The sequence below is a fragment of the Mannheimia sp. USDA-ARS-USMARC-1261 genome (assembly GCF_000521605.1).
GTDB classification, from domain to species: Bacteria; Pseudomonadota; Gammaproteobacteria; order Enterobacterales; family Pasteurellaceae; genus Mannheimia; species Mannheimia indoligenes.
The window spans coordinates 371,778-397,397 of the sequence record NZ_CP006942.1; the positions used below are offsets into that span (position 1 = coordinate 371,778).

General features: G+C 41.8%; 29 protein-coding genes, 1 other RNA gene, 1 pseudogene and 1 other annotated feature. Of the genes and pseudogenes, 24 read left to right on the top strand and 7 right to left on the bottom strand.

The window, feature by feature from the left end; all coding sequences use genetic code 11:
• A complete protein-coding gene (gene cysE / locus X781_RS01800; protein ID WP_025235282.1) occupies positions 1–822 on the top strand; it encodes a serine O-acetyltransferase in 822 nt (273 codons plus the stop codon).
• A 95-nt stretch (positions 823–917) separates the two neighbouring features.
• Here the strand turns inward: cysE and X781_RS01805 are convergent, their stop codons facing one another.
• Positions 918–1,658, bottom strand: a complete 741-nt coding sequence (locus tag X781_RS01805; protein ID WP_025235283.1) for an Abi-alpha family protein — start codon at positions 1,656–1,658, stop codon at positions 918–920.
• Between the two features lie 144 nt (positions 1,659–1,802).
• Positions 1,803–2,168: a transfer-messenger RNA gene (gene ssrA, locus X781_RS11855) on the bottom strand.
• A gap of 189 nt (positions 2,169–2,357) precedes the next feature.
• Here ssrA and rpoH point away from each other — a divergent pair.
• Both rpoH and X781_RS01815 read left to right on the top strand, forming a co-directional pair.
• Positions 2,358–3,320 (top strand): RNA polymerase sigma factor RpoH, encoded by a 963-nt coding sequence (gene rpoH / locus X781_RS01810; RefSeq protein WP_025235284.1) that lies wholly within the window; start codon positions 2,358–2,360, stop codon positions 3,318–3,320.
• Positions 3,321–3,461: 141 nt separating this feature from the next.
• Positions 3,462–3,788, top strand: a complete 327-nt coding sequence (locus X781_RS01815) for a DUF3144 domain-containing protein (protein ID WP_235068761.1) — start codon at positions 3,462–3,464, stop codon at positions 3,786–3,788.
• Between the two features lie 18 nt (positions 3,789–3,806).
• Here the strand turns inward: X781_RS01815 and X781_RS01820 are convergent, their stop codons facing one another.
• Positions 3,807–4,346, bottom strand: a complete 540-nt coding sequence (locus X781_RS01820) for a KdsC family phosphatase (RefSeq protein ID WP_025235286.1) — start codon at positions 4,344–4,346, stop codon at positions 3,807–3,809.
• Positions 4,347–4,415: 69 nt separating this feature from the next.
• Between X781_RS01820 and X781_RS01825 the strand changes: the two genes are divergently transcribed.
• Together X781_RS01825 and typA are read left to right on the top strand one after the other, a co-directional pair.
• On the top strand, positions 4,416–5,099 hold the full coding sequence (locus X781_RS01825; protein ID WP_025235287.1) for a YggS family pyridoxal phosphate-dependent enzyme: 684 nt from the start codon (positions 4,416–4,418) through the stop codon (positions 5,097–5,099).
• A gap of 155 nt (positions 5,100–5,254) precedes the next feature.
• The gene (gene typA, locus X781_RS01830; RefSeq protein ID WP_025235288.1) at positions 5,255–7,102 is read left to right on the top strand and encodes a translational GTPase TypA; all 1,848 of its coding nucleotides are present in this window, start codon (positions 5,255–5,257) and stop codon (positions 7,100–7,102) included.
• A gap of 46 nt (positions 7,103–7,148) precedes the next feature.
• On the opposite strand, the gene rimI is transcribed toward typA, so the two are convergent.
• A complete protein-coding gene (gene rimI / locus X781_RS01835; protein ID WP_025235289.1) occupies positions 7,149–7,586 on the bottom strand; it encodes a ribosomal protein S18-alanine N-acetyltransferase in 438 nt (145 codons plus the stop codon).
• Complete coding sequence (locus X781_RS01840; protein ID WP_025235290.1) at positions 7,579–7,986, bottom strand: DNA polymerase III subunit psi; 408 nt, start codon at positions 7,984–7,986, stop codon at positions 7,579–7,581. The genes rimI and X781_RS01840 overlap by 8 nt, the downstream gene beginning before the upstream one ends.
• Positions 7,987–8,128: 142 nt before the next feature.
• On the opposite strand from X781_RS01840, the gene rsmC reads away from it, so the two are divergent.
• The 12 genes and pseudogenes from rsmC to hisIE all read left to right on the top strand — a co-directional run bounded on the left by rsmC (position 8,129) and on the right by hisIE (position 17,647).
• Positions 8,129–9,115, top strand: a complete 987-nt coding sequence (gene rsmC / locus X781_RS01845) for a 16S rRNA (guanine(1207)-N(2))-methyltransferase RsmC (RefSeq protein ID WP_025235291.1) — start codon at positions 8,129–8,131, stop codon at positions 9,113–9,115.
• Between the two features lie 123 nt (positions 9,116–9,238).
• Positions 9,239–9,361, top strand: a sequence feature (His leader region).
• Between the two features lie 22 nt (positions 9,362–9,383).
• Positions 9,384–9,611 (top strand): annotated as a pseudogene (locus X781_RS01850) (hypothetical protein); the annotation flags it as partial.
• Positions 9,612–9,749: 138 nt separating this feature from the next.
• The gene (locus tag X781_RS01855) at positions 9,750–10,190 is read left to right on the top strand and encodes a GNAT family N-acetyltransferase (RefSeq protein ID WP_025235293.1); all 441 of its coding nucleotides are present in this window, start codon (positions 9,750–9,752) and stop codon (positions 10,188–10,190) included.
• 28 nt (positions 10,191–10,218) lie between these two features.
• On the top strand, positions 10,219–11,271 hold the full coding sequence (gene hisC / locus X781_RS01860; protein WP_025235294.1) for a histidinol-phosphate transaminase: 1,053 nt from the start codon (positions 10,219–10,221) through the stop codon (positions 11,269–11,271).
• 112 nt (positions 11,272–11,383) lie between these two features.
• Positions 11,384–11,824, top strand: a complete 441-nt coding sequence (tnpA, locus tag X781_RS01865) for an IS200/IS605 family transposase (protein ID WP_025235295.1) — start codon at positions 11,384–11,386, stop codon at positions 11,822–11,824.
• Positions 11,825–11,949: 125 nt separating this feature from the next.
• Complete coding sequence (gene hisB, locus X781_RS01870; protein WP_025235296.1) at positions 11,950–13,038, top strand: bifunctional histidinol-phosphatase/imidazoleglycerol-phosphate dehydratase HisB; 1,089 nt, start codon at positions 11,950–11,952, stop codon at positions 13,036–13,038.
• A 93-nt stretch (positions 13,039–13,131) separates the two neighbouring features.
• Entirely contained in the window at positions 13,132–14,061 is a 930-nt protein-coding gene (locus X781_RS01875; RefSeq protein WP_158497204.1) for a DUF2806 domain-containing protein, read from the top strand.
• A 21-nt stretch (positions 14,062–14,082) separates the two neighbouring features.
• Positions 14,083–14,667 (top strand): imidazole glycerol phosphate synthase subunit HisH, encoded by a 585-nt coding sequence (gene hisH, locus X781_RS01880; RefSeq protein ID WP_025235298.1) that lies wholly within the window; start codon positions 14,083–14,085, stop codon positions 14,665–14,667.
• 157 nt (positions 14,668–14,824) lie between these two features.
• Positions 14,825–15,574, top strand: coding sequence for a 1-(5-phosphoribosyl)-5-[(5-phosphoribosylamino)methylideneamino]imidazole-4-carboxamide isomerase (gene hisA / locus X781_RS01885; RefSeq protein ID WP_025235299.1), 750 nt, complete (start codon positions 14,825–14,827; stop codon positions 15,572–15,574).
• Complete coding sequence (hisF, locus tag X781_RS01890) at positions 15,556–16,329, top strand: imidazole glycerol phosphate synthase subunit HisF (protein WP_025235300.1); 774 nt, start codon at positions 15,556–15,558, stop codon at positions 16,327–16,329. The genes hisA and hisF overlap by 19 nt, the downstream gene beginning before the upstream one ends.
• Positions 16,326–17,006: a hypothetical protein gene (locus X781_RS01895; protein WP_025235301.1), complete on the top strand. Its 681-nt coding sequence runs from the start codon at positions 16,326–16,328 to the stop codon at positions 17,004–17,006. The genes hisF and X781_RS01895 overlap by 4 nt, the downstream gene beginning before the upstream one ends.
• On the top strand, positions 17,003–17,647 hold the full coding sequence (gene hisIE, locus X781_RS01900; RefSeq protein WP_200865318.1) for a bifunctional phosphoribosyl-AMP cyclohydrolase/phosphoribosyl-ATP diphosphatase HisIE: 645 nt from the start codon (positions 17,003–17,005) through the stop codon (positions 17,645–17,647). The genes X781_RS01895 and hisIE overlap by 4 nt, the downstream gene beginning before the upstream one ends.
• A gap of 72 nt (positions 17,648–17,719) precedes the next feature.
• On the opposite strand, the gene hslO is transcribed toward hisIE, so the two are convergent.
• Positions 17,720–18,613, bottom strand: a complete 894-nt coding sequence (gene hslO, locus X781_RS01905; protein ID WP_025235303.1) for an Hsp33 family molecular chaperone HslO — start codon at positions 18,611–18,613, stop codon at positions 17,720–17,722.
• Between the two features lie 141 nt (positions 18,614–18,754).
• Positions 18,755–19,171 (bottom strand): ribosome-associated heat shock protein Hsp15, encoded by a 417-nt coding sequence (gene hslR / locus X781_RS01910; protein ID WP_025235304.1) that lies wholly within the window; start codon positions 19,169–19,171, stop codon positions 18,755–18,757.
• An 88-nt stretch (positions 19,172–19,259) separates the two neighbouring features.
• Between hslR and nudE the strand changes: the two genes are divergently transcribed.
• The 7 genes from nudE to gnd all read left to right on the top strand — a co-directional run bounded on the left by nudE (position 19,260) and on the right by gnd (position 25,577).
• On the top strand, positions 19,260–19,811 hold the full coding sequence (nudE, locus tag X781_RS01915; protein ID WP_025235305.1) for an ADP compounds hydrolase NudE: 552 nt from the start codon (positions 19,260–19,262) through the stop codon (positions 19,809–19,811).
• Positions 19,812–19,836: 25 nt separating this feature from the next.
• Positions 19,837–20,655, top strand: coding sequence for a 3'(2'),5'-bisphosphate nucleotidase CysQ (gene cysQ, locus X781_RS01920; protein WP_025235306.1), 819 nt, complete (start codon positions 19,837–19,839; stop codon positions 20,653–20,655).
• A gap of 73 nt (positions 20,656–20,728) precedes the next feature.
• A complete protein-coding gene (zwf, locus tag X781_RS01925; protein ID WP_025235307.1) occupies positions 20,729–22,216 on the top strand; it encodes a glucose-6-phosphate dehydrogenase in 1,488 nt (495 codons plus the stop codon).
• Between the two features lie 49 nt (positions 22,217–22,265).
• Positions 22,266–22,964, top strand: a complete 699-nt coding sequence (gene pgl / locus X781_RS01930) for a 6-phosphogluconolactonase (RefSeq protein ID WP_025235308.1) — start codon at positions 22,266–22,268, stop codon at positions 22,962–22,964.
• A 14-nt stretch (positions 22,965–22,978) separates the two neighbouring features.
• Positions 22,979–23,329: a hypothetical protein gene (locus tag X781_RS01935; protein WP_025235309.1), complete on the top strand. Its 351-nt coding sequence runs from the start codon at positions 22,979–22,981 to the stop codon at positions 23,327–23,329.
• Positions 23,326–24,015, top strand: coding sequence for an aspartate/glutamate racemase family protein (locus tag X781_RS01940; RefSeq protein ID WP_025235310.1), 690 nt, complete (start codon positions 23,326–23,328; stop codon positions 24,013–24,015). The genes X781_RS01935 and X781_RS01940 overlap by 4 nt, the downstream gene beginning before the upstream one ends.
• Before the next feature lie 107 nt (positions 24,016–24,122).
• On the top strand, positions 24,123–25,577 hold the full coding sequence (gene gnd, locus X781_RS01945; protein WP_025235311.1) for a decarboxylating NADP(+)-dependent phosphogluconate dehydrogenase: 1,455 nt from the start codon (positions 24,123–24,125) through the stop codon (positions 25,575–25,577).
• The last annotated feature ends 43 nt before the right edge of the window (positions 25,578–25,620 follow it).

The window sequence follows — 25,620 nt, forward strand, 5'->3', positions numbered from 1 at the left end:
ATGCAGCAAAACGAAATTGATCAGATTTGGCAATCTATTAGAGAAGAAGCAAAAGAGCTTGCCAACAGTGAACCAATGCTGGCGAGTTTTTTCCACGCAACCATCTTAAAGCATCATAATTTAGGTGATGCGTTAAGCTATATTCTAGCCAATAAGCTAGAAAATCCGATTATGCCAGCCATTGCACTAAAAGAGATTATAGAAGAAGCTTACCGTGCAGAGCCTCAAATTATTGCAAGTGCTGCCTGCGATATTAATGCGGTTCGCACACGAGACCCTGCGGTAGATAAATGGAGTACTCCACTGCTTTATCTAAAAGGTTTTCACGCACTACAAAGCTACCGAGTAACTCATTATCTATGGAATCAAGGCAGAAAGGCTCTTGCTGTTTATTTACAAAACGAAATTTCAGTTGCTTTTGATGTAGATATTCACCCAGCCGCCAAAGTAGGCTGTGGCATTATGTTTGACCACGCAACAGGCATTGTGGTGGGCGAAACTTCAGTGATTGAAAATGATGTCTCTATTCTACAAGGCGTAACACTAGGTGGAACAGGCAAAGAAAATGGCGATCGCCATCCGAAAATCCGAGAAGGGGTGATGATTGGTGCGGGGGCGAAAATTCTCGGCAATATTGAAATCGGACGCTATTCCAAAATCGGGGCAAATTCAGTGGTACTACAACCTGTTCCGGAACACGCTACCGCGGCAGGAGTACCGGCACGCATTATCGGTAAATCCTCAGAACAAAAACCGGCGTTTGATATGAACCAATATTTTGAAGATGAACATAGCGTCACTGGCTACGGTGATGGTATTTAGCCGACAAGCTGTTAAATTTTACTGACATTTTGCAAATGAAAAAGCCTTAACTTTCAATAAGTTAAGGCTTTTTTGTTGATGAACTAGGGGGTATATTAGTTTTCGTCTACAGTTTGTAAAAATTCTAATGCAAAATCAGTGAGTCTAATATCAAAGATAGTTAAGCTCATTTCAGGTGGTTCTAGTGCTTTTTTTAAAGTTTTACCCATTACAAAAGAGTTATCCACCAAAATAGGAGCTTTTGTTATAAATTGAGGAGAAAGTGTAACTAGGCCTAATCTGACCCAGTTATCTATCATTGCTCTTTTAGGAATTTCTAATATGTCTGTTTTCACTGCGGAATAAGAAAAATCAATTTGATTTTTTTCTGAAAAATAAATTGGTGGGTAATGAGGTAAATTTGCATTTTGATACTTAGCTGCAAATTTTATAAAAAATGATAATCCTTGACTTCCTAATTGTTGAATAGTGTCTAAATAAGCAAGAAATAAGCTGTCATCTTGGCGATCATCAAATGATTTTGCTAATGTATTTAAAAATGCATCTTTTAGTGCTGGTTGATCTAATGTATCACTTATACCACGGAGTGCTTGTCGAGCAATGTTGTGTTTAGGTTCTTGCTGATTTTCTATGGGAATTTTATCAATTTTTTCCTCAAGTTCTCTTTTAAAGTCCTTTTTAAAATATGTTTCTACTTTTTTTCTTCCCTCGTTAAGTATAGCGAGTGGTAAAAGTACAGTATTTAATGTGTCAACTATAGTTGATGTTGCTTTCTGTATTTCAGGTGATTTACTCTCTAAACCTTTTTCAAGAGTTTTAATAATCTTATTATCCATATTTATCTATAGTTTATTGGTATAATTACAAAGACGTTTTCATAAGTAATTATTAGAGCAAATAATCTCTAATCTGAACCCATCTTGTAGGGTGGTGTTGAATAATAAAAAGCCTTAACTTTAATAGGTTAAGGCTTTATATTTTGGTGGAGCTGGGGGGATTTGAACCCCCGTCCGAAATTTCTCTACCTTCAGTACTACACGTTTAGTCTAGTCTTTAATTTCGCTTATCCACAGCGGACAGACACGCAATGAATAAACTAGCTTTATTGAATTTAGTGTTTCGATCCTAAAGCGGCGGCGTCCACACGATCTCGTTTTGGATGACTTATCTGAACCCTCGTCTTACGAGCGGAAGCTGAGGAGATAAGGCTAAACGCAGGTTATTAAGCTGCTAAAGCGTATTGTTCGTCGTTTGCGACTATTTTTTTGCGGTTTGTTTACGAGGCCTACCGCACCTCGACGTGCACCTTGGGCTTCGCCAATCCCGTCGAATCCAAAATCAGCCCCAAAAGTTAGGTAATTCTAGCGGAAAGCGGTCAGATTTGCAAAAAGTTTTGCAGATACTTAGCCATTATAAAATTTAAAAAGAAAAAACTACTTTTACTTGGAACTCAACTTTTTTATTTACCTCTAATAAAAGATTTAGCATAACACTGCTATAATGTCGAAATTGGCATAGGGATTGAGACAGATAGAATGAAAAAATTTGATGAAAGTGAGATTGAAGAGGCAGAAATTATAGATGCTGAGCTGATTGATGCTGATGAAATAGAAGAAGATGAAATCTCAACAGTAGAAGCGATGCATCCTGCATTAGTGTCTGCCTCTATGCCTGTGCCACAAGGCAATTTGGATAGCTATATCCGAATGGCGAATCAATATCCGATTCTCACCGCCGAGCAAGAAAAAGAGCTTGCCGAGCGTTATTATTACGATGAAGACGTTGAGGCGGCAAAGCAACTGATTCTCTCGCATATGCGTTTTGTGATTCACATTGCCAGAGGTTACCTCGGCTATGGCTTGCCATTGGCGGATTTAATTCAAGAGGGCAATATCGGTTTGATGAAAGCGGTAAAACGTTTTGACCCGAATGTCGGCGTGCGTTTGGTGTCCTTTGCGGTGCATTGGGTAAAGGCGGAAATCCACGAATATGTACTGAAAAATTGGCGAATTGTGAAAGTCGCCACCACCAAAGCTCAACGTAAATTGTTCTTTAATCTGCGAAAAAATAAAAATCGCTTGGCGTGGTTTAACGAAGAAGAGATCAAAAAAGTTGCTGATGATTTGGGCGTTACGGTGGAAGAAGTACGAGAGATGGAATCTCGTATGACCGGGCAAGATCTCGGCTTTGATTTGCCTGCCGGCGAAGATGATGAAGATACTTACGCTCCTTCAATGTATATTGAGGACAGCAGCTCCAATTTTGCCGATGATTTGGAAGACGAGCAACACAGTGGTCAGGCAACAGCGCAGCTTGCCTATGCCTTAGCTACGTTGGACGAACGCAGCCAAGATATTATCAAAACCCGTTGGTTAGATGATAACAAAGCAACCTTACAAGATCTTGCCGACAAATACGCCATTTCGGCAGAACGTGTTCGCCAGTTGGAAAATGCAGCATTGAAAAAAATTAAAGATGCCATTTCATTAGACGATTAACAGCCTACAAGCGGTGATTTTTTTACTCGCTACGCTCGCACTTCGTGTCGTCGGCAGAGCTGACGTTCAAACGCAAGCGTTTATGCAAAATTTTACGCAAATCTCACCGCTTGTATTTATTTACCCGAACCGGATTTTACGATGAAACACGAGGATATGATGATTAATATTACCGACAAACAAATCGACCCAACTTTTTACCAACGTGCGGACGGCTTTATCAACATAGCCAACGCCCATTTACAAAACATCGCCCCAACTCAAGTGAGCAATGCAATGCTGTTTGCCTGTGCTCGATTTAACGCCTATGTTGCCGCCAGCAAAGCAGAATATAAGCAACAACTTGCCGATTCCAGAGAAGAGGTGATTAATTATTTTGTTGAACAATACAAAGAAATGCTGACCGCCAATTTAGACGAATACATCCACCATTTCGAGCGTTATATTGAAGGGAAAAAGGCGGATTAACCGCCTTTGTTTTTTTGACTACTGTGCCATTTTTTCCGCAATTTTCAAAAATCCGTCAGCGGTTTTAAAAATTTCGTCAAAGCCTTGAGCCTCCAAGATTTTATCGGCAACTTCACGGAATGCCCCCTCACCACCGGCTTTTTCTAACACCCAATCAGCTTGGGCTTTGATGTAATCGTGAGCGTTGCGAGGGGCGATGGCTAAACCACATACCTCAAAAGCAGGCAAATCTAAGGTATCGTCCCCTATGTAGGCAGTTTGTTCCGGCGTAACCCCCGCTTTTTCCATCAGTTCAAAACAGGCGGAACGTTTTTCCATTTTGCCGAGTAGAGCTAAATCAATTTTCAACACCTCTAAGCGTTTGCGAAGTAGTTCGGTATCGCCACCTGAAAGCACCGCTACTTTAATGCCGCAACTTTGCAACATTTTTACCCCTAAGCCATCGTGAACGTGGAAGCGTTTCATCACCTCGCCTTGGTCGGTATAGTACATTCCGCCATCGGTTAAAACGCCATCAACATCGGTAATTACGAATTTAATCTTGGTTAGGTCTAACATTTTTTTGCCTCAAATATGGTATGATTTTGCCATTATAGCGTTTTGCTTTTAGTTTACAAAGGAACAGAAATGTCGATTTCAGCGAATTTAATGCAAATTCATCAAAAAATTCAGCAAATTTCAAGCGAATATCAACGAGAAAATGTCCGATTATTGGCGGTGTCAAAAACCAAGCCGGTTACGGCAATTCAAGAGGCAATTGAGGCAGGTCAGCTTGCCTTTGGCGAAAATTACGTGCAGGAAGCGGTCGAAAAAATTGAATTTTTTGCAAATCGCTCTGAATTGGAATGGCATTTTATCGGACCGCTGCAATCGAATAAAACCAAGTTAGTGGCAACTCATTTTGATTGGATTCAAACAGTGGATAGATTAAAAATTGCCGAGCGTTTAAACGAGCAACGCCCAGCGGATAAAGCTCCGCTTAATGTGCTGATTCAAATTAACATCAGCGATGAAAATTCCAAATCGGGCATTCAGCCGGAGGAAATGTTGCCACTTGCCCAAGCGATTTCGCAATTACCGAATTTGAAATTGCGTGGATTAATGGCGATTCCTAAGCCGGAAAGCGAGCCGGAGCAACAAAAAATCGCCCTTCGCAAAATGCAGCAACTTTTTAACCGCTTGCAAACGGAATTTGACGGTATTGACACCCTTTCAATGGGGATGTCGGACGATATGGTGGCTGCGATTGAGTGTGGTTCGACAATGGTACGGATTGGGACTGCGATTTTTGGGGAGAGGGATTATTCGTAGCAAGCGGTCAAATTCGCAAAAAACTTTGCAAATTCCACCGCTTGTTTTGTAGCCAAATTCGGAAAAAGTCTGTATAATTCGACCTCCAATTTCTAGACTCTCGCCAGTTTTGATGGGCGGGAGTTTTTATTTTCACTTAACTTAAAGATATTCAAATGCAAAATGTAGATATTAATAAATTGCGTAACATCGCAATTATTGCTCACGTTGACCACGGTAAAACCACGCTGGTAGATAAACTTTTACAACAATCAGGCACTTTTGAAGCCACCCGTGGCGATGTAGATGAGCGTGTAATGGACTCCAACGATCTTGAAAAAGAGCGTGGCATTACCATTCTTGCGAAAAATACGGCAATTAACTGGAACGGTTACCACATCAACATCGTAGATACTCCGGGGCACGCGGACTTCGGTGGCGAAGTTGAGCGTGTACTTTCAATGGTCGATTCGGTGCTGTTAGTGGTTGATGCTTTTGACGGTCCGATGCCACAAACCCGTTTCGTAACGCAAAAAGCGTTCGCTCACGGTTTAAAGCCAATCGTGGTAATCAACAAAGTTGACCGCCCGGGTGCTCGCCCTGATTGGGTAGTAGATCAAGTGTTTGACTTATTCGTGAACTTAGGTGCTACCGATGAGCAGTTAGATTTCCCGATTATCTACGCATCAGCCTTAAACGGTGTTGCCGGCTTAGAACACGAAGAGTTGGCGGCAGATATGACCCCGCTTTACGAAGCGATTGTTAAACACGTTCAGCCGCCACAAGTGGAATTAGACGCACCGTTCCAAATGCAGATTTCGCAATTAGACTACAACAACTATGTGGGCGTTATCGGTATCGGTCGTATCAAACGTGGTTCGGTTAAACCAAACCAAGCGGTAACGGTGGTAGATAGCGAAGGCAAAACTCGCCAAGGTCGTATCGGTCAAGTGTTAGGGCATTTGGGTTTACAACGTTTTGAAGCAACAGAAGCTTTTGCAGGCGACATTATCGCTATCACAGGTTTAGGTGAATTAAATATTTCAGATACCATTTGTGATATTAATGCGGTGGAGGCTTTACCTGCATTATCTGTTGATGAGCCAACAGTAACAATGTTCTTCTGCGTAAACACCTCGCCATTCTGTGGTCAAGAAGGTAAATTTGTAACATCTCGCCAAATTCTTGAGCGTTTAACCAAAGAATTAGTACACAACGTGGCATTACGTGTGGAAGAAACCCCGAACCCGGACGAATTCCGTGTATCAGGTCGTGGCGAATTGCATTTATCGGTATTAATCGAAAATATGCGTCGTGAAGGTTACGAATTAGCGGTATCTCGCCCGAAAGTAATCTACAAAGAAGAAAACGGCAAAAAACAAGAGCCGTTTGAGCAAGTTACCATCGACATCGAAGAACAACACCAAGGTTCAGTAATGGAAGCACTGGGTATGCGTAAAGGCGAAGTGCGTGATATGATTCCGGACGGCAAAGGTCGTACCCGTTTAGAGTATGTGATCCCAAGCCGTGGTTTAATCGGTTTCCGTAATGAATTTATGACGATGACTTCAGGTACAGGTTTACTTTACTCAACATTCAGCCACTACGATGACGTGAAACCGGGTGAAATCGGTCAGCGTAAAAACGGCGTGTTAATTTCTAACGCGACAGGTAAAGCCCTTGCTTATGCATTATTCGGCTTACAAGAGCGTGGTAAATTAATGATCGATCACGGTGTAGATGTGTACGAAGGCCAAATTATCGGTATTCACAGCCGTTCAAACGACTTAACCGTAAACTGTTTACAAGGTAAGAAATTAACCAACGTTCGTGCGTCAGGTAAAGACGATGCGATTGTTTTAACCACACCGGTACGTTTCACTTTAGAGCAAGCATTAGAGTTTATTGATGACGATGAGTTAGTGGAAGTAACCCCGCAATCCATCCGTATCCGTAAACGCTTATTAACGGAAAACGACCGTAAACGTGCAAGCCGTACAACAACGAGTACAAGCACACAATAATAATGAAAAAGAGCGACTTAGGTCGCTCTTTTGTTTTTGAATTTCGCTATAAATACAACGCCATAATCACCGCATTTTCTTTCCCACCTTCAGGAGTCGGGTAGTAGTTTTTCCGCACGGTAACTTCGTTGAAACCGAGTAAATCATACAATTTTTGTGCCGTAATGTTGGATTCCCTTACCTCCAGCCAAAGGGTAGCGACACCCCGTTTTTGCAGTTGCAAAATTAATTCGGAAAGTAACCGCTTGCCAAAGCCTTTTCCTTGAAAATTAGGATCAACCGCAATATTAAACAGCGTGGCTTCGTCTAACACCACTTGGCTGATGGCAAAAGCGACAATTTCTCCGTTTTCCACCAACTTTAAATTCAGATATTTTTCGCCTTGATTATTCAGCAGTGTACCTTTACTCCACGGCACTAAATGGGCTTTTTGCTCAATCTCAAATAATCGCTCAAAATCAGCTTGTTGAATTTCTTCAATCACGATCTTCCCTCAAATGATTAGAATAAGTTTCCATTTGCTGCCAAAGTTGGCGTTTGTGCTTAGAATTTGTGAGATCTTGCCAAGCGGTCGAATTTGCAAATTTTTTTGCAATTTTAACCGCTTGTTCTTCTGCTTGAATCAGCCAAATAATCGGCGAATGAGCAAAAACCAACCGTTGAGATTGCTCGGCATTCAGCCATTGATAGTGGGATTTTTGTAGCCCCAATGCCAACAGAATATCTGAAAACAGACGGCTGGTTTGGTAGTCTTCCTCACATACCACAATCAATTTCACACTTTCATTTAAGCGAATTTGGGCATCGCCTTTCAGCACCTGCGGTTTGGTTAAAACCCATTGCGAAATACCCATTTCATTTAACAGCAAATCACGCCTATTCATCTTAACCCTCATAAAATTTACGGCATAGTACCAAAACTCAGCCAAATCAGGAAATTTTTTGCAAAATTCAGCAGGTTTTGCAAGATTTATCCGCCTAAATTCGGTATATTCAACGCAAATTTTTTAGAAAAGGCGAGAAAAAATGCTCTCATTAGAAAGCGAAGTGCTTGAACGCCACTTGGCGTTATTTGAACATAAATCGGTATTATTATTTGGCGATGTGCGAGATGATTTCGCCCAACAGCTAAAAACGGCGAAAAATGTAGCGGTATTCAGTAGCTATTTTGATTACGCCCGCCACCGCTCAAATGTGCAATTTGGCTTGGAGTGTGATCTCAAAGCAGACTTAGCGGTATTTTATTGGACGAAGAACAAACAAGAGTGCCAATTCCAACTAATTCAATGGCTCTCGCAATGCCAAGTCGGGCAAGAAATGTTGATTATTGGCGAAAATCGTGCAGGTGTTCGCTCGGTGGAAAAATTGCTCGAACCCTTTGGCAATATCGCCAAAATTGATTCCGCCCGCCGTTGTGGCTTGTACCATTTTGAGCTACAAACCGTGCCGAATTTTGATTGCAAAAAATTCTGGAAATCTTACCGCTTGGAATCCCTCAACATTTTCGCCTTACCTGCTGTGTTTAGCTCAGCAGAGTTGGATAACGGCACAAAATTATTACTTTCCACCTTCAGCAAAGAAGACCGTTTAAAAGGCAAACTGCTCGATTTAGGCTGTGGGGCAGGGGTAATCGGGGCAACGCTGAAACAGCAATTCCCGAAAATCAAACTGACAATGAGCGATATTCACGCAATGGCGATTGAATCCAGCCGCCGCACTTTGGCGGAAAATCAGTTAGAGGGGGAAGTGTTGGCAAGCGATGTGTTCTCGCATATTTCAGACCGCTTTGATTTTATTGTGTCGAACCCCCCTTTCCACGATGGGGTCGATACCGCTTACCGTGCGGTGGAAGAGCTGATTTTCCAAGCGAAAAACCACCTAACCAAAGGGGGCGAATTACGCATTGTCGCGAATGCCTTTTTGCCTTATCCTGATTTGCTTGATAAAGCCTTCGGCAAACACGAGGTGTTAGCTAAATCCACCAAATTTAAGGTGTATTCGGCAAGAGCTTAACAAATCAGATGAGCGGAAAAAATGCAAAATCCGTATAAAAAACACTTGCTATTTAGAATGTCTTAGCGTAAATTCATTTTAACTGTTTTGGAGAAATACAATGAATTTTAACTGCACTTCACATCATCACTACCATTTAACCTGATATCTTTCGGGCATTTGGTGTGTGCGGAAGATAAATCTTCCGAGCAAGTGTAGTAGTCAATAAATAATCTCTCGGAAGACCACTTTCGAGAGATTTTTTTATAGCTGGAATTTAGGGGGAATAATGAGAAACCCGATTGAAATTTACCAAAGCAAAGACGGCACAACGAACATTGAAGTTCAATTTAATCAAGATACTGTTTGGCTATCGCAGGCACAAATGGCAACGCTATTTAGCAAGGATGTGCGTACTATTAACGAACATATTGCAAACGTGTTTTCAGAAGGCGAATTAGAGCAAGATTCAACTATCCGGAAATTCCGGATAGTTCGTCAGGAAGGTTCTCGCCAAGCCTGTAGCGCAACTGATTAATGACAATACGTTAGTTGCATTGGCGTTGCTGGTGGCGGAAAGTCTGCCTGAACAAAAAGAGTTGATGATTAAATTAATTGAGCATTTTATTTTATTAAAAGAATAACAGGAAAATATATGAGTATTAATATTTCGCCGTTAGCATCTCAAAATCTCACAGAGTGGAGATTATTATGGCAAGACTATTTAGATTTTTATCAAGTGAATTTATCGGATGATATTATTCAATCAACTTGGCAGAAGGTTTCAAATAGTGAAAATATTAAAGGATTTGGGGCATTTGTTGACAATAAGATGATCGGTTTTGTGCATATTGTTATCCATCCAAATACTTGGAATTTAACAGACTGTTGTTATTTAGAGGATTTATTCGTTTTACCTGAATATCGAAATCAAGGAATAGGCAAAAAATTGATTGAATATATTTATCAATATGCACAAGAACATAAATATAACCGTGTTTATTGGGTTACAGATAAAAATAATCACCAAGCACAACAGCTCTATAATAAATTGGCTAATGATAGCGGTGTTATTCAATATCGTAAGAATTTTTAAATTAATTATAAATTAACAGGAACACAATATGACAATTTCACAACTTTCCCGCAAAAACATTCAAGCCTTGACCCCGTACCAATCGGCACGCCGATTGGGTGGCAGTGGCGATGTGTGGTTGAATGCCAATGAATACGCGGTTTCGCCGAACTTTGATTTAACCGACCGCACTTTTAACCGCTATCCTGAGCCACAGCCGCAGGCGGTGATTGAAGGCTATGCCCGTTACGCAGGCGTTCAGCCCGAAAACGTGCTGGTGTCCCGTGGCGGCGATGAGAGCATTGAGCTGATTATTCGTGCCTTTTGCGAGCCGAGCGACAGCATTCTTTACTGCCCGCCGACCTATGGAATGTACGCCGTGAGTGCTGATACTTGTGGTATCAAAGCCAAAACCGTGCCTTTGACCGCTGATTTCCAGCTTGATTTGCCACAAATCCAAGCCAATTTGGACGGCGTGAAAGTGGTGTTCGTGTGCAGCCCGAACAACCCGACAGGCAACCTGATCAAGCGGTCGGATTTACTCGAACTTTTGCAAATGACCGCGGGCAAAGCGATTGTGGTAGTAGATGAAGCCTATATCGAGTTCTGTCCCGAAGCGAGCCTAGTCTGGGAGCTGAAAAACTTCCCGCACCTTGCAATTATCCGCACACTCTCCAAAGCTTTTGCCTTAGCGGGCTTACGTTGTGGTTTTACCCTTGCCAATGCAGAGATGATTGGCGTGCTGCAAAAAGTTATCGCCCCGTATCCGCTGCCAGTGCCTGTCTCCGACATCGCCGCCCAAGCCCTTTCTCCACAAGACATTGCGCAAATGCTTGAGCGAGTGGTGGAAGTGATTGCCCTGCGTGCCGATTTGCAAAAAAATCTCGGAAACTTACCGCTTGTCGAAAAAGTTTTTGACAGCGAGGCAAACTATCTGCTATTCAAATGCCAAGACGGGCAGAAAGTGTTTAAAGCTCTTTGGGAACAGGGGATAATTTTGCGGGATCAGCACAAAGCGTTGGGCTTACAAAACTGCATTCGGATTACGGTGGGGACTGCCGAAGAAAATCAAAGAGTGATTGAGGCAATTTGTAAATTGTAATACCTAGGACGAGCCGTCCTAGGCTAGATAAACCCAGTTGCTCCGCGACTGATAGATTAGAACTGCGGAGCAGCTCGGGTTATCGAGCCTCACACGGCTCGTGTGAGGTTCTATGAGCTACACCAAACTGTACTACCATATCGTTTTTCGCACATTGCAAAGTGTTCCAGCGATTAACGAGCAAAACGAAAAAGAGCTATATCAATATATTTGGGCGTTTTGTCAGCAACAAAAATGTACGCTCCATCGTATTAATGGAATTCCTGATCATCTGCATTTGCTGGTGGAAATTCATCCTAGCTTTGCAGTGTCGGATTTTGTGAAACAGCTCAAAAATGCCAGCCATAAATGGCTGGAACAGCACAGTGATCTTTTTCCTGATTTTTATGCGTGGTCGAAGGGATATTGTGCTTTGACTTACAGCGAACACGAGATTGAGAAAATCATCAATTATATTAAGGGGCAGAAAGAGCATCATAAAAACATTGGTTTTATTGATGAAATGAAAGCCTTGATTGTGAATTTTGATGAATACTTAGAACAAGATTTGTAATCCTAGGACGAGCCCTCCTAGGCTAGATAAACCCAGTCGCTCTGCGACTGATTAGATAGAGCTACGGAGTAGCTCGGATTATTCAGCCTAGCATGGCTCGTGCTAGGCAATACAGGAGAAACCCAATGCAACCAACCCTTTTCATCGACCGCGACGGCACGTTAATTGACGAGCCAAAAACCGATTTCCAAATCGACAGCTTAGAAAAACTCAAATTTGAGCTGAACGTGATTCCTGCCTTACTCAAACTCAAAAACAAATACCGCTTTGTGATGGTGTCGAACCAAGACGGCTTAGGCACGAGTTCGTTCCCACAGGCAGATTTTGACAAACCGCACAATGCGATGATGGCATTGTTCAACTCACAAGGCATTGAATTTGACGATGTGTTGATTTGTCCACACAAGCCCGAAGATGGCTGCGATTGTCGCAAACCGCATACCAAACTGCTACAAAAATACATCGACCGCAAACTGTTCGACCCTGCCAACAGCTTTGTGATTGGCGACCGTGCCACCGATGTGCAACTGGCAGAAAACTTAGGCATTCGTGCCTTGCAATATCACCCCGAAAAGCTGAATTGGGATTTAATCACCGAAAAACTGCTCGGCGAAGCCGTCACCAATATCGGCGACCGCACGCCACGCTATGCCGAAGTCGTGCGTAAAACCAAAGAGACCGACATCAAAGTGCAGGTGTGGCTAGACGAAACCGGCACAAATGAAATCAGCACGGGCGTGGGCTTTTTTGACCATATGCTTGACCAAATCGCTACCCATGGCGGTTTCCGAATGAACATAACCACCAAAGGCGACCTCTGGATTGACGAACACCACACCGTCGAAGACACCGCCCTTGCCCTCGGCACGGCGTTAAAACAAGCCATCGGCGACAAACGTGGCATCGCCCGTTTCGGCTTCGTACTGCCGATGGACGAATGCAAAGCGGAATGCACGATGGATTTATCCGGCAGACCGTTTATCAAATTTAAAGCCGATTTTAAACGCGACAAAGTGGGGGATTTCAGCACCGAATTGACCGAACACTTCTTCCAATCCATCGCTTTCACGCTGCTCGCCACCTTGCACATCAAGGCAAAAGGTGACAACGACCACCACAAAATCGAAAGCCTGTTCAAAGTATTCGGCAGAACGTTGAGGAAATGTATTCGTATTGAAGGGAATGAGTTGCCGAGTAGTAAGGGTGTTTTATAATCACCGTAGGGGCGGGTTTTAACCCGCCCGAAAGAGCGCTTGATTTTTGCAAAGTTTTTGGGGATTTTGACCGCTTGTATGTTCAATATTTTTATGAGAAATTTTATGGAATGGGGATGGTTGATTAATCTTGCTGAAAAAATAGGAATAGATATTTGGAATAATAACCCAGAAAGGATATTAAAAATTGGACGAATTCAGAATCAATTAGCAGAAGAAAAAATTATTGGCGAAGCTAAGGCAAAAGTATATGCAGAACATGAAGCTGATAGGCTTAAGAAAAAATTAGCAGAAGCAGAGCCCAAGGAACAACCTAAAATTATGGGAGAAATCGTAGTAATCAATCATAAAATTGAATTACTGACACGGCAACAAAATACTATGAATTCTTTTATTGAAACGTTGAAAGAAATCGAAGGGCTTTCTGAGAATGAATTAAATGAGCCAGATAATGATTGGCTGAGAGAATGGACTAAAAATGCGGGAAGATTTTCAGATGAGCATTTTAATATTTTATGGGGTAAAGTATTAGCTGGAGAAATGAGGAAGCCAGGATCATTTTCTTATAGAGCTCTAGAAGGATTACGAAATTTATCAAAGGCTGATGCTAACCTTATATTACAGATAAGTCCATTTGTAACTAATGGAATAATTTATAAATCTAATGAGCTAATTTTTAATATGGGAACAACATGGGGTAATTGGTATCAATTAGAAGAAATGGGAATTGTTAAACATGTTGGCTCTGTCAGTACATCGATATCAAATCAGGTCTCTAAAGATCTAGTGATGCATATTGATGGAATAAAGTATTCATTAATATTATCCTCAGAAACCCAAACAGAAATATCTGAACCAGTAATTATATTGACTGAGTTAGGAGGTGCCGTGATGAATTTAATTACAAATACATTTCGGGAAGATATCACGTTAATTAAAAAACAAGAAGAATATATGAATAATTTAGGTGAGCATTTTAGAAATACTTATCAGCTAAACTATTTAATTATAGACAGGCATTAAAAAAATTTATAAGGAAGTAATATGATTATCATCGACACAGGCTGTGCCAACCTGTCTTCGGTCAAATTTGCGTTTGACCGCCTTGGCATACAGGCTGAGATCTCCCGTGATCTCGGCAAAATCCAATCCGCTGATAAACTGCTGCTCCCTGGTGTGGGAACGGCAATCGCAGCGATGAAAAATCTGCACGATCGCCAGTTGATTGAAACGATCCAAAATGCCACCCAGCCGATGCTCGGCATCTGTTTGGGTATGCAGCTAATGACCGAATTTTCCCACGAAGGCGATGTGGCGACTTTGGGCTTAATGGGCGGTAAAACCGAGCTGTTGCCAAACACCGGCTTACCGCTACCACATATGGGCTGGAACAAGGTGCAGTATCAAGCCGACCACCCGCTATTTCACGACATTGAGCAAGACAGCCATTTTTATTTTGTGCATAGCTATGCCGTCCGTCCAAACGCCCACACCATCGCCACTTGCGATTATGGCGTGCCGTTTTCGGCAGCGATTGCCAATAAAAACTTCTACGGCGTACAGTTCCACCCTGAACGTTCAGGCGAAGCTGGGGCGAAGTTGTTAAGGAATTTTGTGGAGAATGTCTAATTTTGCAAGTTTTTGGAAAAATTTGACCGCTTGCACCCCATACGAGCCGTATGGGGCTAGATAAACCAAGCTACTCCGTAGCTTAGATAGACAGTCGCAGAGCGACTGGGATTATTCAGCCTAGCACGGCTCGTGCTAGGCATACAGGAAAAACAATATGCAAAAATCCATTATTATCCCCGCCCTTGATTTAATCAACGGGCAAGTGGTGCGGTTGCACCAAGGCGATTATGCCAAACAGACCACCTACACCGATGACCCCGTCGCCCAGTTTGCCGACTATGTGGCACAAGGAGCAAAACAGCTGCATTTGGTGGATTTGACAGGGGCGAAAAATCCTGCCGAACGCCAAACTGCACTAATCGGCAAAATCATCTCGGCAATCGACTGCCCAATCCAAGTCGGTGGAGGTATCCGCACCGAGCAAGATGTGGCAGATTTGTTGGCGGTCGGGGCGAGCAGTGTGGTGATTGGCTCGACAGCCGTCAAAGAACGAGCAATGGTCAAAGGTTGGTTTGCCAAATACGGTGCGGATAAATTTGTCCTAGCCTTAGATGTCAATATTGACAACAATGGCAATAAAATCATTGCAATTAGCGGTTGGCAAGAGGCGAGTGGCGTATCGCTTGAAGATCTGATCGAGGATTATCAAACTGTCGGCTTGCAACACGTTTTATGCACAGATATTTCAAAAGACGGCACGCTATCAGGCTCAAATGTCGAGCTGTACCGTGAAATCTGTGCCAAATATCCAGAAATCGACTTTCAATCCTCAGGCGGTATCGGCTCGCTTGACGATATTGCCGCCCTAAAAGGCACAGGCGTGGCGGGCGTGATTGTGGGGCGTGCGTTGTTAGAAGGCAAATTTAATGTGGCGGAGGCGATCGAATGTTGGCAAAACGGATAATTCCTTGTTTGGATGTGCGTGACGGACAGGTTGTCAAAGGCGTGCAGTTTCGCAATCACGAAATCATCGGCGACATTGTGCCGCTCGCCCAGCGTTATGCACAAGAAGGGGCAGACGAGCTGGTGTTTTATGACATCACCGCATCATCAGACGGTCGCACGGTGGATAAAAGCTGGGTGGAGCGAGTGGCACAGGTGATCGACATTCCATTCTGCGTGGCGGGCGGGATTAAGACCATTGCCGATGCGGAGCAGATTTTTGCTTTTGGAGCGGACAAAATCTCCATCAACTCGCCTGCCCTTGCCGATCCTAATTTGATCAGCCGGCTTGCTGACCGTTTTGGCGTGCAGGCGATTGTCGTTGGCATTGATAGCTGGTTTGAAAAGGAAACGGGTAAATACTGGGTCAATCAATACACAGGCGATGAAAAACGTACTCGCCAAACCAACTGGCAGCTGCTCGACTGGGTGCAAGAAGTCCAAAAACGGGGGGCAGGCGAAATCGTGCTCAATATGATGAACCAAGATGGCGTACGCAACGGCTACGACTTAGTACAGCTCAAAAAAGTGCGTGAAGTCTGCCAAGTCCCGCTCATCGCATCAGGCGGTGCTGGCGAAATGGTGCATTTTCGTGATGCTTTTATTGACGCCCAAGTTGATGGTGCATTAGCGGCAAGTGTGTTTCATAAACAAATCATCAACATTGGCGAGCTAAAAGCGTATTTGGTGACGGAAAGAGTAGAGATTAGAAAATGAAAAGGTTAGTTGAAATTACACAAGATGCAGCTTGTGTATTAGATATAGAGGACGATGTAGGTTTTTTTACAGAAAATATTGAATCATGTGTTGTTTATATTATTAGAACAGATTCATCTTGGATTGCCATACATGATTCAGGTCAATTAAATATTAATAATTTATCCCAGTTTATATTAGAATATGGGAAAGTAAAAGAATTGAAAGTATTATATGGTAATCAACGTATAGATTCTTTTCATAGAAGGCATAATAAGCTATTGAGGAAATTAAAATATAAAAATAGAGTGGATGAAAAGAAAATTATATCTGATCAATTCAATATTTATTTTACATTTAATGGTAATAAGTCGTTACTTTCTTATCAGAACTCTGAAGAATTTTTTCTTGAGCATTTACCTGAAAGAGATAAAAGGCACGCAATAATAAAGTTAAATAATGCTTTTATAAAGTTAAGAAGTGAATCATTAAATGTTGATGTCCAATATAGTAATCGGGAGTTTCAGTTTAATACAGAGCTTCTATTTTCTAATGATTATATATTACAAAGAGCTGAACAAGAATTAGAACATTTAATAATAAATATTTCAATTATAAATGAAGCTTTAAGAGAGAATGTTATTAATTTCTCTGCGATAGAGCAAAGTAGATTCAATCAATTGGTGAGATTAGTATGAAGAAATTGAAAAATATTGATTGGCAAAAAGTCGATAACCTTCTCCCCGTTATCGTCCAAAACGCCCAAACTTGCGAAGTGTTAATGCTTGGCTATATGAACCAAGAGGCATTAGAAAAAACACTTAATGAAAAACGAGTAACCTTCTACTCTCGCACCAAACAACGCTTATGGACAAAAGGTGAAACATCGGGACATTTTTTAAATGTGGTGGATATGAGCTTGGATTGCGATAATGATACCTTGCTCATTCTTGCTAACCCCATCGGTGAAACCTGCCACACGGGAGCGGAGAGCTGTTTTCATCAATTTGAACAAGAACAGCCGGATTGGATCTTTTTCTCTAAATTAGAGCGAATGATCGCTGAGCGTAAAAATGCCGATCCAGAAAGTTCTTATACGGCAAAACTTTACGCCAAAGGCACGCACAAAATTGCCCAAAAAGTGGGGGAGGAAGCGGTGGAAAGCGTGATTGCGGCAATGAAAAATGATCGGGAAGAATTAGTGAGTGAGGTTGCAGATTTGGCATATCACTTAACGGTGTTATTACATAATGCGGATCTCTCTTGGGGGGACGTGAATGCTAAATTAAAGGAACGGCATAAAGGGATTGGTTTGCACCCTGAGGGTTCGAATAAATAAAACGCAAGCGGTCAAATTCCTATAAAAATTTGCAAAATTTTAGAGAAATTTGACCGCTTGTGATTCTGTGAATTAGTTTAAACCTAACGCACTTAATTTTTCTGCCTCTTCTCTAAAGCCTTCAATCGCAGCTTTGTCGAAGAAATATTGCGTGCCACAACATTCGCATTGCATATCAATCACGCCTTGTTTTTCCGCTAACATTTCTTCAATTTCCTCAGCGGGTACAAGTAATAATGCCGAGCCTGAGCGTTCTCTTGAGCAGCCGCATTTGAATTCGGTGTCTTGTGGTGGGTACACTTCCACTTGCTCTTCGTGGTAGAGGCGGTAGAGCAATTCTTCTGCCTCTAAGCCGAATAATTCTTCGTCTTTTACCGTTTCGGTAAGCGTGGCTAAATGTTCGAAATCATCACGAGAGCCTGTGCCGTCCGGCATAATTTGCAATAACATTCCGCCTGCCACTGCTTTGCCTTCATATTCGCCGTTGCGGATAATCAGGTGGGTTTTTAGCTGTTCTGAACGCTCGAAATAATCTTCTAAACATTCACGAATAGTCGGTTTATCGAGGGTAATCACGCCTTGATAGCGTTCGCCATCAGTTGGGATAATAGAGATTACCAATACGCCGTTGCCGATCATTTCAGAAAGTGTGGCGTTATCGGCAATGTCTGCTTGAACTCGTGCCAATGCTCGTAATTGTTGCTGGTCGTTGCCGTTTACCACCGCTAATTTTAATGCGCCATCGCCTTGAATTTGCACGGTGATTGTGCCGTTAAATTTCATAGTGGCGGTTAAAAGGCTGGTGGCAACTAACATCTCTCCCAATAAATTTTGCACTGCTTTCGGGTATTGGTGAGTGTTGAGGGTTTCGGTGAAAGTGTCGTTTAAACGCACCCATTCGCCACGCACCGCACGGTCTTTGAATAAGTAGCGGTAAAGTTTGTCGTTGTCTTTGGTATAACTCATTATGATTCCTCGTTGCAAGCGGTCGATTTTAGGTAAAATTTTGTAAAAAAATCACCGCTTGTAAAATTAAAAAGGTGAGAGAACTGCTCACTGCCGTAAGATGGCTCTCAATATAAGGATTATTTTGCTAATTACAAGGGTTTAACTAAATTCTTGTTCTTTGAATTTAATTAAATCTCGTCGTTCTTTTTTGTTTGGTCGGCGGTCTGGGTGAGGCATTGAAAGGGCATTGGCTTTGCGGGCGAATGCCATTGCCTCACGGTGTTTCACACTTTTTTCTGTTTCTTGATAGAGTAGTTGGGCTTCCGGTGCGCCTCGTCTTTGGTTGCTTAAGGCAAGTACTTCTACCTCTTTTTCTTCATTGCCTTGACGAAGTTTGATAATAGCTCCTACTTCCACCACTTTACTGACTTTCGCCCGTTGCCCGTTATAATGCACTTTACCGCCTTCAATCATCGCTTTGGCGATAGTGCGGGTTTTGTAGAAACGAGCCGCCCAAAGCCACTTATCTAGGCGGACTTCGTTATCATTGTCTGCTTTTTCGTGTTTATTTTTCATTTTCTGCCTTAAAATCAAAAGAATAGTTGAAATATTAGAGCGAAAATGTGTTTTTTCAACTAAAATAACTCTAAAAAGGTAATATAAAATGAAAAAACAGCTTCCTGACATTCTAAAGATTGAAACTCTTGCTAAAACTCGCATTTTTGAGGTGCAATCGGTCGATTTGCGGTTTTCCAACGGTGAAGAGCGAGTTTACGAACGCCTAACGCCACAACGCCGTTCTGCGGTGCTGGTAATGCCTATTCAGCATAATGAACTGATTATGATTAAAGAGTATGCCGTTGGTTCTGAGCGTTATGAGTTAAGTTTCCCTAAAGGCATTGTTGATGCCGGCGAAGAGCCGAGTGAAAGTGCCAATCGAGAATTACAGGAAGAAATTGGTTTCGGGGCGAAAAAGTTAGATTTTCTGCGTTCGCTTTATAGTTCGCCAAGCCATATGTATGGTTTAATGCACGTTTTTGTGGCGGAAGATCTTTACCCTTCCAAATTAGAGGGAGACGAGCCTGAACCGTTGGAAATTGTGCGTTATCCGCTGGATAAAATAGATGAGTTATTGGCAGAACCGAGTTTTGCAGAATCACGGAATTTATCCGCCTTATTTATGTTAAGAGACTATTTGAAAGAGAAAAATAAATAAAAAATAGATCTTGAGGAGGTAAAGTATGCAAATATTAAATCAACAATTACTAGATAATATTATCGCTCTTGCGAAAGAAGCTGGCGAGCATTTAAAGCTATTTTATGCACGTTCGGTAGAGGTTAAAATTAAGGCAGATGATACGCCTGTTACAGAGGCAGATTTGTTTATCAGCCAATTTTTAACTACTCGTTTACAACAACTTACGCCTGATGTGCCTGTTTTGTCGGAGGAGAGCTGTAATATCCCTTTGTCTGAACGTAATCAATGGCAAGAATATTGGATTATTGATCCGTTAGACGGTACACAACAGTTTATTAATCGTACCGATCAGTTTTCGATAGTGATTGGTTTAGTACAGAAAAGAGGCGAGAAAAATCAGCCCGTTTTAGGCGTAATTTATGCACCAATCGTAGATAAACTCTATTTTGCGATGGAAGCAAGTGGTGCATTTTTGCAAGAACAGGACAAAATTCGACCGCTTGTAAAGGCAGAACAACAAGCTGAAAAACCGTTAGTGATTGCCGTTGGTAGCCAAATCCACGCAGATAAAGTATTGCAAGCAATGGGAGGACGTGAGGCTCAGTTCTTACAATATGGTTCAAGCAGTTTAAAAGCAGGTTTAGTGGCGGAAGGTCAGGCAGATTGTTACATCCGTTTTGGCGATACAGGCGAGTGGGATACCGCAGTTGCAGAAGTGTTACTCAATGAAGTGGGCGGATCTGTTTTCGATTTTAATTTTGCTCCATTAACCTATAATCAGCGTGAAACTTTTATTAACCCTTACTTTGTGATGGTAAAAAACAGCTTACTAAATTGGGATAAAATATTTTTATTCAAATAGGGTATTCCCATTAACAATTTTTATGATAATCTTGCAATAAACAATATTTTAACAAATACAGGATAAATAAAAGATGAATGCTGAAAATAGTTGTATCGTCATTTTTGGTGCCTCAGGTGATTTAACTTTTCGTAAATTAATTCCCGCCCTTTACAATTTATATAAAATCGGCAGACTCGGCGAACATTTCTCGGTATTAGGTGTTGCCCGTTCTGAATTAAGTGATGAATCTTTCCGCCAAAAAATGCGTGATGCATTAGTCAAATTTGAGAAAGCAAGCGGTCCAAAATTAGATGAATTTTGCGAACATCTTTATTATCAAGCAATCAACACTTCTGATGCGGTCGATTATATTAAATTATTACCACGTCTTGATGAATTACACGATAAATATCAAACCGGTGGCAACACCCTTTACTACCTTTCTACACCGCCAAGTTTATATGGCGTGATCCCTGAATGTTTAGCCGCTCACGGCTTAACTACCGAAGAGTTCGGCTGGAAACGTATCATCGTCGAAAAACCGTTCGGCTATGACATTGAAACCGCTAAAAAATTAGACGTTCAAATCCACAAATGTTTTGAAGAGCATCAAATCTACCGTATCGACCACTATTTAGGCAAAGAAACCGTCCAAAACTTATTGGTGTTACGTTTCTCTAACGGCTTATTTGAACCGCTTTGGAACCGCAATTTTATTGATTATGTGGAAATCACAGGAGCGGAATCTATCGGCGTGGAAGATCGAGGCGGTTACTATGATGATTCCGGTGCAATGCGTGATATGTTCCAAAACCACTTGTTGCAAGTATTAGCAATGGTGGCAATGGAGCCGCCGGCAATTATCAACGCTAACTCAATGCGTGATGAAGTAGCGAAAGTGTTGCACTGCTTGCACCCGTTGTCAGAAGAAGACGTGAAGAATGATGTGATTTTAGGACAATACGCTAGAGGCTCGGTGGATGGCGAAGAAGTGGTCGGCTACCTAGAAGAAAAAGGCGTACCGGCAGATTCCAACACCGAAACCTTTATGGCAGTAAAATGTGAAATCGACAACTGGCGTTGGGCGGGCGTGCCTTTCTATGTGCGTACCGGTAAGCGTTTGCCAACCCGTGTAACGGAAATTGTGATCCACTTTAAAACTACGCCACACCCTGTATTTAGCCAAAATGCACCGGAAAATAAATTGATTATCCGTGTTCAGCCGGATGAAGGCATTTCAATGCGTTTTGGCTTGAAAAAACCGGGTGCCGGCTTTGAGGCAAAAGAGGTTTCAATGGATTTCCGCTATTCGGATTTAAGCTCATCTTCCAGCCTACTCACTGCCTATGAGCGTTTATTATTGGATGCGTTAAAAGGCGATGCGACCTTATTTGCCCGTACCGATGCGGTACACGCTTGTTGGAAATTCGTTCAACCGATTTTGGATTACAAAGCGAATCGTGGACGTGTTTACGAATATGAAGCAGGCACTTGGGGACCAACTCAAGCAGATAAATTAATTGCTAAACACGGTAAAGTATGGCGAAAACCGTCCGGTACTTTAAAGAAAAAAGTGTAAATTTCAGTTCCCCTCTTTTCTAAAGAGGGGTGTTATAACAAGGTAAATTATGAATAAAGTTATTTTCCCAACCGCCCAAGCAGCAGTAGAGCAAATCGCAGCAGAATTTAAAACCTACAGCGAACAAAATCGCCCAGTACATATTTCGCTTTCCGGTGGTTCAACGCCAAAATTATTATTTAAAACGTTGGCACAAGTCCCATTTAACACCGAAATTCAGTGGCAAAATCTCCATTTTTGGTGGGGGGATGATCGTATGGTTTCCCCAACCGATCCGGAAAGTAACTACGGCGAAGTACAAAAATTACTGTTCGACCATATCAATATTCCGGCAGAAAATATCCACCGTATTTGTGGCGAAGAGCCAGTGGAACAAGAGCTTGCAAGATTTTCACAAGAATTAACCGCTTGCGTGCCAAATCTTGAATTTGACTGGATTATTTTAGGAATGGGAACAGACGGACACACCGCCTCACTTTTCCCACACCAAACCGATTTTGACGATCAAAATATTGCTGTCATTGCCAAGCACCCTGAAACAGGGCAAGTACGTATTTCTAAAACAGCCTCATTAATTGAAAAAGCAAAACGCATTACTTATTTAGTAACAGGTGCAGCAAAAGCAGAAATTTTAAAAGAAATCCAAACCACACCTGCAGAAAACCTACCTTACCCAGCCGCAAAAATTAAAGCAAAAAATGGCGTAACGGAGTGGATTTTGGATAGTGAGGCGGCGAAATATCTTTAGCGGAAGTTTTAGTGATGTTTAACCTTAATAACAAAATCTTTTCTGCCGTGCAAAATAGTGAAAGTGGTGAAGTGAGTAATCAAACACGTTTTCATTATTTTCAACAAGATAAAATGATCTGGGCGGAATATCAAGGCGGTGAGATTTTAAAAGGATTTTTAATTGGTAAATGGATTTCAGATTGTCAAATTGAGTTTAGCTACCAACATTTAAATCAGAGATTGGAAAATCGTCTTGGGCGTTGTGTAACTACATTTTCGGTAGATAATGGAAAATTAGTTGGGCGTGAGCATTGGCAATGGCTCGACACATTGGAAACAGGGCAATCACAAATTATAGAGATAAATAGCGAAGAAATCTTATGAAAACACTCGGAATTTTAGGCGGAATGAGTGCAGAAAGCACGGTATCTTATTATTTGAATATTAACCGTGCAGTAAATCAAGCATTGGGTGGAAATTCCAGTGCAAAAATTTTTATCTCAAGTGTGAATTTTGAAGAAATTGTTCAACACCAAAAACAGGGAAACTGGCAACGTGCAGGCGAAATTTTGGCAGAGCAAGCAAGTTTATTAGAACAAGCTGGGGCAGAGGGTATTTTGCTCGCCACCAATACGATGCACAAAGTAGCAAATCAGATTACCGATAATATTTCTGTTCCGTTTTTGAATATTTTAGATTGCGTTGCAGATAGCATTCAAGCAAAAGGATTGAGCAAAGTCGCTCTACTTGGCACACAGTTTACAATGAGCGATAATTTTTATCGTGATGGTTTACTTGAGCGTGGTATTACGCCTATTGTGCCTGACGAAAGCACGCAGAAAGAGATTCATCGGATTATTTTTGATGAATTATGCTTGGGTAAAATCGAGCAAAACTCAAAAGATTTCTATCTCAAAACGATTAAAGATTTAGCAGCACTAGGGGCTGAAGGTGTGATTTTAGGCTGTACTGAAATCGGTTTATTAATTCAGCAATCAGAAAGCGAATTACCGTTTTTCGACACAGCAGAATTGCATAGCCAAATGGCGGTAGAGTTTGTTTTAGGCTAACTAAACAATAGATTTAATATTTACAAGCGGTCAAATTTATAAAATTTTTTGCAAAATCTTCATAAAATCCGACCGCTTACCGAATTAAAAAACAACAGGAGCAAACAATGTCAGTAAAAGGCGATATCGGCGTTATCGGTTTAGCGGTAATGGGGCAAAACTTAATTTTAAATATGAATGATCACGGCTTTAAAGTGGTGGCGTATAACCGCACCACGTCAAAAGTTGATGAGTTTTTAGCAGGTCCTGCAAAAGACACCAATATCATTGGGGCTTACTCTTTAGAAGATTTAGCCGCTAAATTGGAAAAACCACGCCGTGTAATGTTAATGGTACGTGCGGGTGATGTGGTGGATCAATTTATTGATGCGTTAGTGCCACATTTGGAAGAAGGCGACATCATTATTGATGGCGGTAACTCAAACTATCCGGATACTAACCGCCGAGTGCAGGCATTGGCAGAAAAAGGCATTCGTTTTATCGGTTCAGGTGTTTCCGGTGGTGAAGAAGGTGCAAGACACGGGCCATCAATTATGCCGGGCGGTGATGAATCTGCGTGGCAATATGTAAAACCAATTTTCCAAGCCATTTCTGCAAAAACCGAACAAGGTGAGCCTTGTTGTGATTGGGTGGGGCGTGATGGTGCAGGTCATTTCGTGAAAATGGTTCACAACGGGATCGAATATGGCGATATGCAGTTAATTTGTGAAGCTTACCAATTCTTAAAAGATGGTTTAGGCTTAAGCTACGATGAAATGCACGAAATCTTCAAAGAGTGGCAAAATACCGAATTGGATAGCTATTTGGTCGATATTACGACTGAAATTCTTGCTTATAAAGATGAAGATGGCGAGCCATTGGTTGAGAAAATTCTTGATACCGCAGGGCAGAAAGGTACAGGTAAATGGACGGGTATCAATGCTTTAGATTTCGGTATTCCATTAACTTTAATTACTGAATCGGTATTTGCTCGTTGTGTGTCTGCATTTAAAGATCAACGTGTTGCGGCATCAAGACTGTTCAACAAAGAAATCGGTAAAGTTGAAGGTGATAAAAAAGTGTGGGTGGAGGCAGTTCGCCGTGCATTATTAGCTTCAAAAATTATCTCTTATGCACAAGGCTTTATGTTGATTCGTGAAGCATCTGAAAACTTTGGCTGGAACATCAACTATGGTGCAACCGCACTTTTATGGCGTGAAGGTTGTATTATCCGCAGCCGTTTCTTAGGCAACATTCGTGATGCGTATGAAGCAAACCCATACTTAGTGTTCTTAGGTTCAGACCCATACTTTAAAGAGATTTTAGAAAACTGCTTAGCCGATTGGCGTAAAGTGGTGGCGAAATCAATTGAGATTGGTTTACCAGTGCCTTGTATGTCGTCAGCAATTACGTTCTTAGATGGCTATACTTCGGAGCGTTTACCGGCTAATTTATTACAAGCACAACGTGATTACTTCGGGGCTCACACTTACGAGCGTACCGACAAACCACGTGGTGAGTTCTTCCACACCAACTGGACAGGTCGTGGCGGTAATACTGCCTCAACCACTTATGATGTGTAATTAATTTTCCAAGCCACTTAATACATTTAAGTGGCTTTTTTAT

Coding starts and splice junctions, on each gene's coding strand:
- cysE (WP_025235282.1), top strand. CDS start 1: ATGCAGCAAAACGAAATTGATCAGATTTGGCAATCTATTAGAGAAGAA.
- X781_RS01805 (WP_025235283.1), bottom strand. CDS start 1,658: ATGGATAATAAGATTATTAAAACTCTTGAAAAAGGTTTAGAGAGTAAA.
- rpoH (WP_025235284.1), top strand. CDS start 2,358: ATGAAAAAATTTGATGAAAGTGAGATTGAAGAGGCAGAAATTATAGAT.
- X781_RS01815 (WP_235068761.1), top strand. CDS start 3,462: ATGAAACACGAGGATATGATGATTAATATTACCGACAAACAAATCGAC.
- X781_RS01820 (WP_025235286.1), bottom strand. CDS start 4,346: ATGTTAGACCTAACCAAGATTAAATTCGTAATTACCGATGTTGATGGC.
- X781_RS01825 (WP_025235287.1), top strand. CDS start 4,416: ATGTCGATTTCAGCGAATTTAATGCAAATTCATCAAAAAATTCAGCAA.
- typA (WP_025235288.1), top strand. CDS start 5,255: ATGCAAAATGTAGATATTAATAAATTGCGTAACATCGCAATTATTGCT.
- X781_RS01840 (WP_025235290.1), bottom strand. CDS start 7,986: ATGAATAGGCGTGATTTGCTGTTAAATGAAATGGGTATTTCGCAATGG.
- rsmC (WP_025235291.1), top strand. CDS start 8,129: ATGCTCTCATTAGAAAGCGAAGTGCTTGAACGCCACTTGGCGTTATTT.
- X781_RS01855 (WP_025235293.1), top strand. CDS start 9,750: ATGAGTATTAATATTTCGCCGTTAGCATCTCAAAATCTCACAGAGTGG.
- hisC (WP_025235294.1), top strand. CDS start 10,219: ATGACAATTTCACAACTTTCCCGCAAAAACATTCAAGCCTTGACCCCG.
- tnpA (WP_025235295.1), top strand. CDS start 11,384: ATGAGCTACACCAAACTGTACTACCATATCGTTTTTCGCACATTGCAA.
- hisB (WP_025235296.1), top strand. CDS start 11,950: ATGCAACCAACCCTTTTCATCGACCGCGACGGCACGTTAATTGACGAG.
- X781_RS01875 (WP_158497204.1), top strand. CDS start 13,132: ATGAGAAATTTTATGGAATGGGGATGGTTGATTAATCTTGCTGAAAAA.
- hisH (WP_025235298.1), top strand. CDS start 14,083: ATGATTATCATCGACACAGGCTGTGCCAACCTGTCTTCGGTCAAATTT.
- hisA (WP_025235299.1), top strand. CDS start 14,825: ATGCAAAAATCCATTATTATCCCCGCCCTTGATTTAATCAACGGGCAA.
- hisF (WP_025235300.1), top strand. CDS start 15,556: ATGTTGGCAAAACGGATAATTCCTTGTTTGGATGTGCGTGACGGACAG.
- X781_RS01895 (WP_025235301.1), top strand. CDS start 16,326: ATGAAAAGGTTAGTTGAAATTACACAAGATGCAGCTTGTGTATTAGAT.
- hisIE (WP_200865318.1), top strand. CDS start 17,003: ATGAAGAAATTGAAAAATATTGATTGGCAAAAAGTCGATAACCTTCTC.
- hslO (WP_025235303.1), bottom strand. CDS start 18,613: ATGAGTTATACCAAAGACAACGACAAACTTTACCGCTACTTATTCAAA.
- hslR (WP_025235304.1), bottom strand. CDS start 19,171: ATGAAAAATAAACACGAAAAAGCAGACAATGATAACGAAGTCCGCCTA.
- nudE (WP_025235305.1), top strand. CDS start 19,260: ATGAAAAAACAGCTTCCTGACATTCTAAAGATTGAAACTCTTGCTAAA.
- cysQ (WP_025235306.1), top strand. CDS start 19,837: ATGCAAATATTAAATCAACAATTACTAGATAATATTATCGCTCTTGCG.
- zwf (WP_025235307.1), top strand. CDS start 20,729: ATGAATGCTGAAAATAGTTGTATCGTCATTTTTGGTGCCTCAGGTGAT.
- pgl (WP_025235308.1), top strand. CDS start 22,266: ATGAATAAAGTTATTTTCCCAACCGCCCAAGCAGCAGTAGAGCAAATC.
- X781_RS01935 (WP_025235309.1), top strand. CDS start 22,979: ATGTTTAACCTTAATAACAAAATCTTTTCTGCCGTGCAAAATAGTGAA.
- X781_RS01940 (WP_025235310.1), top strand. CDS start 23,326: ATGAAAACACTCGGAATTTTAGGCGGAATGAGTGCAGAAAGCACGGTA.
- gnd (WP_025235311.1), top strand. CDS start 24,123: ATGTCAGTAAAAGGCGATATCGGCGTTATCGGTTTAGCGGTAATGGGG.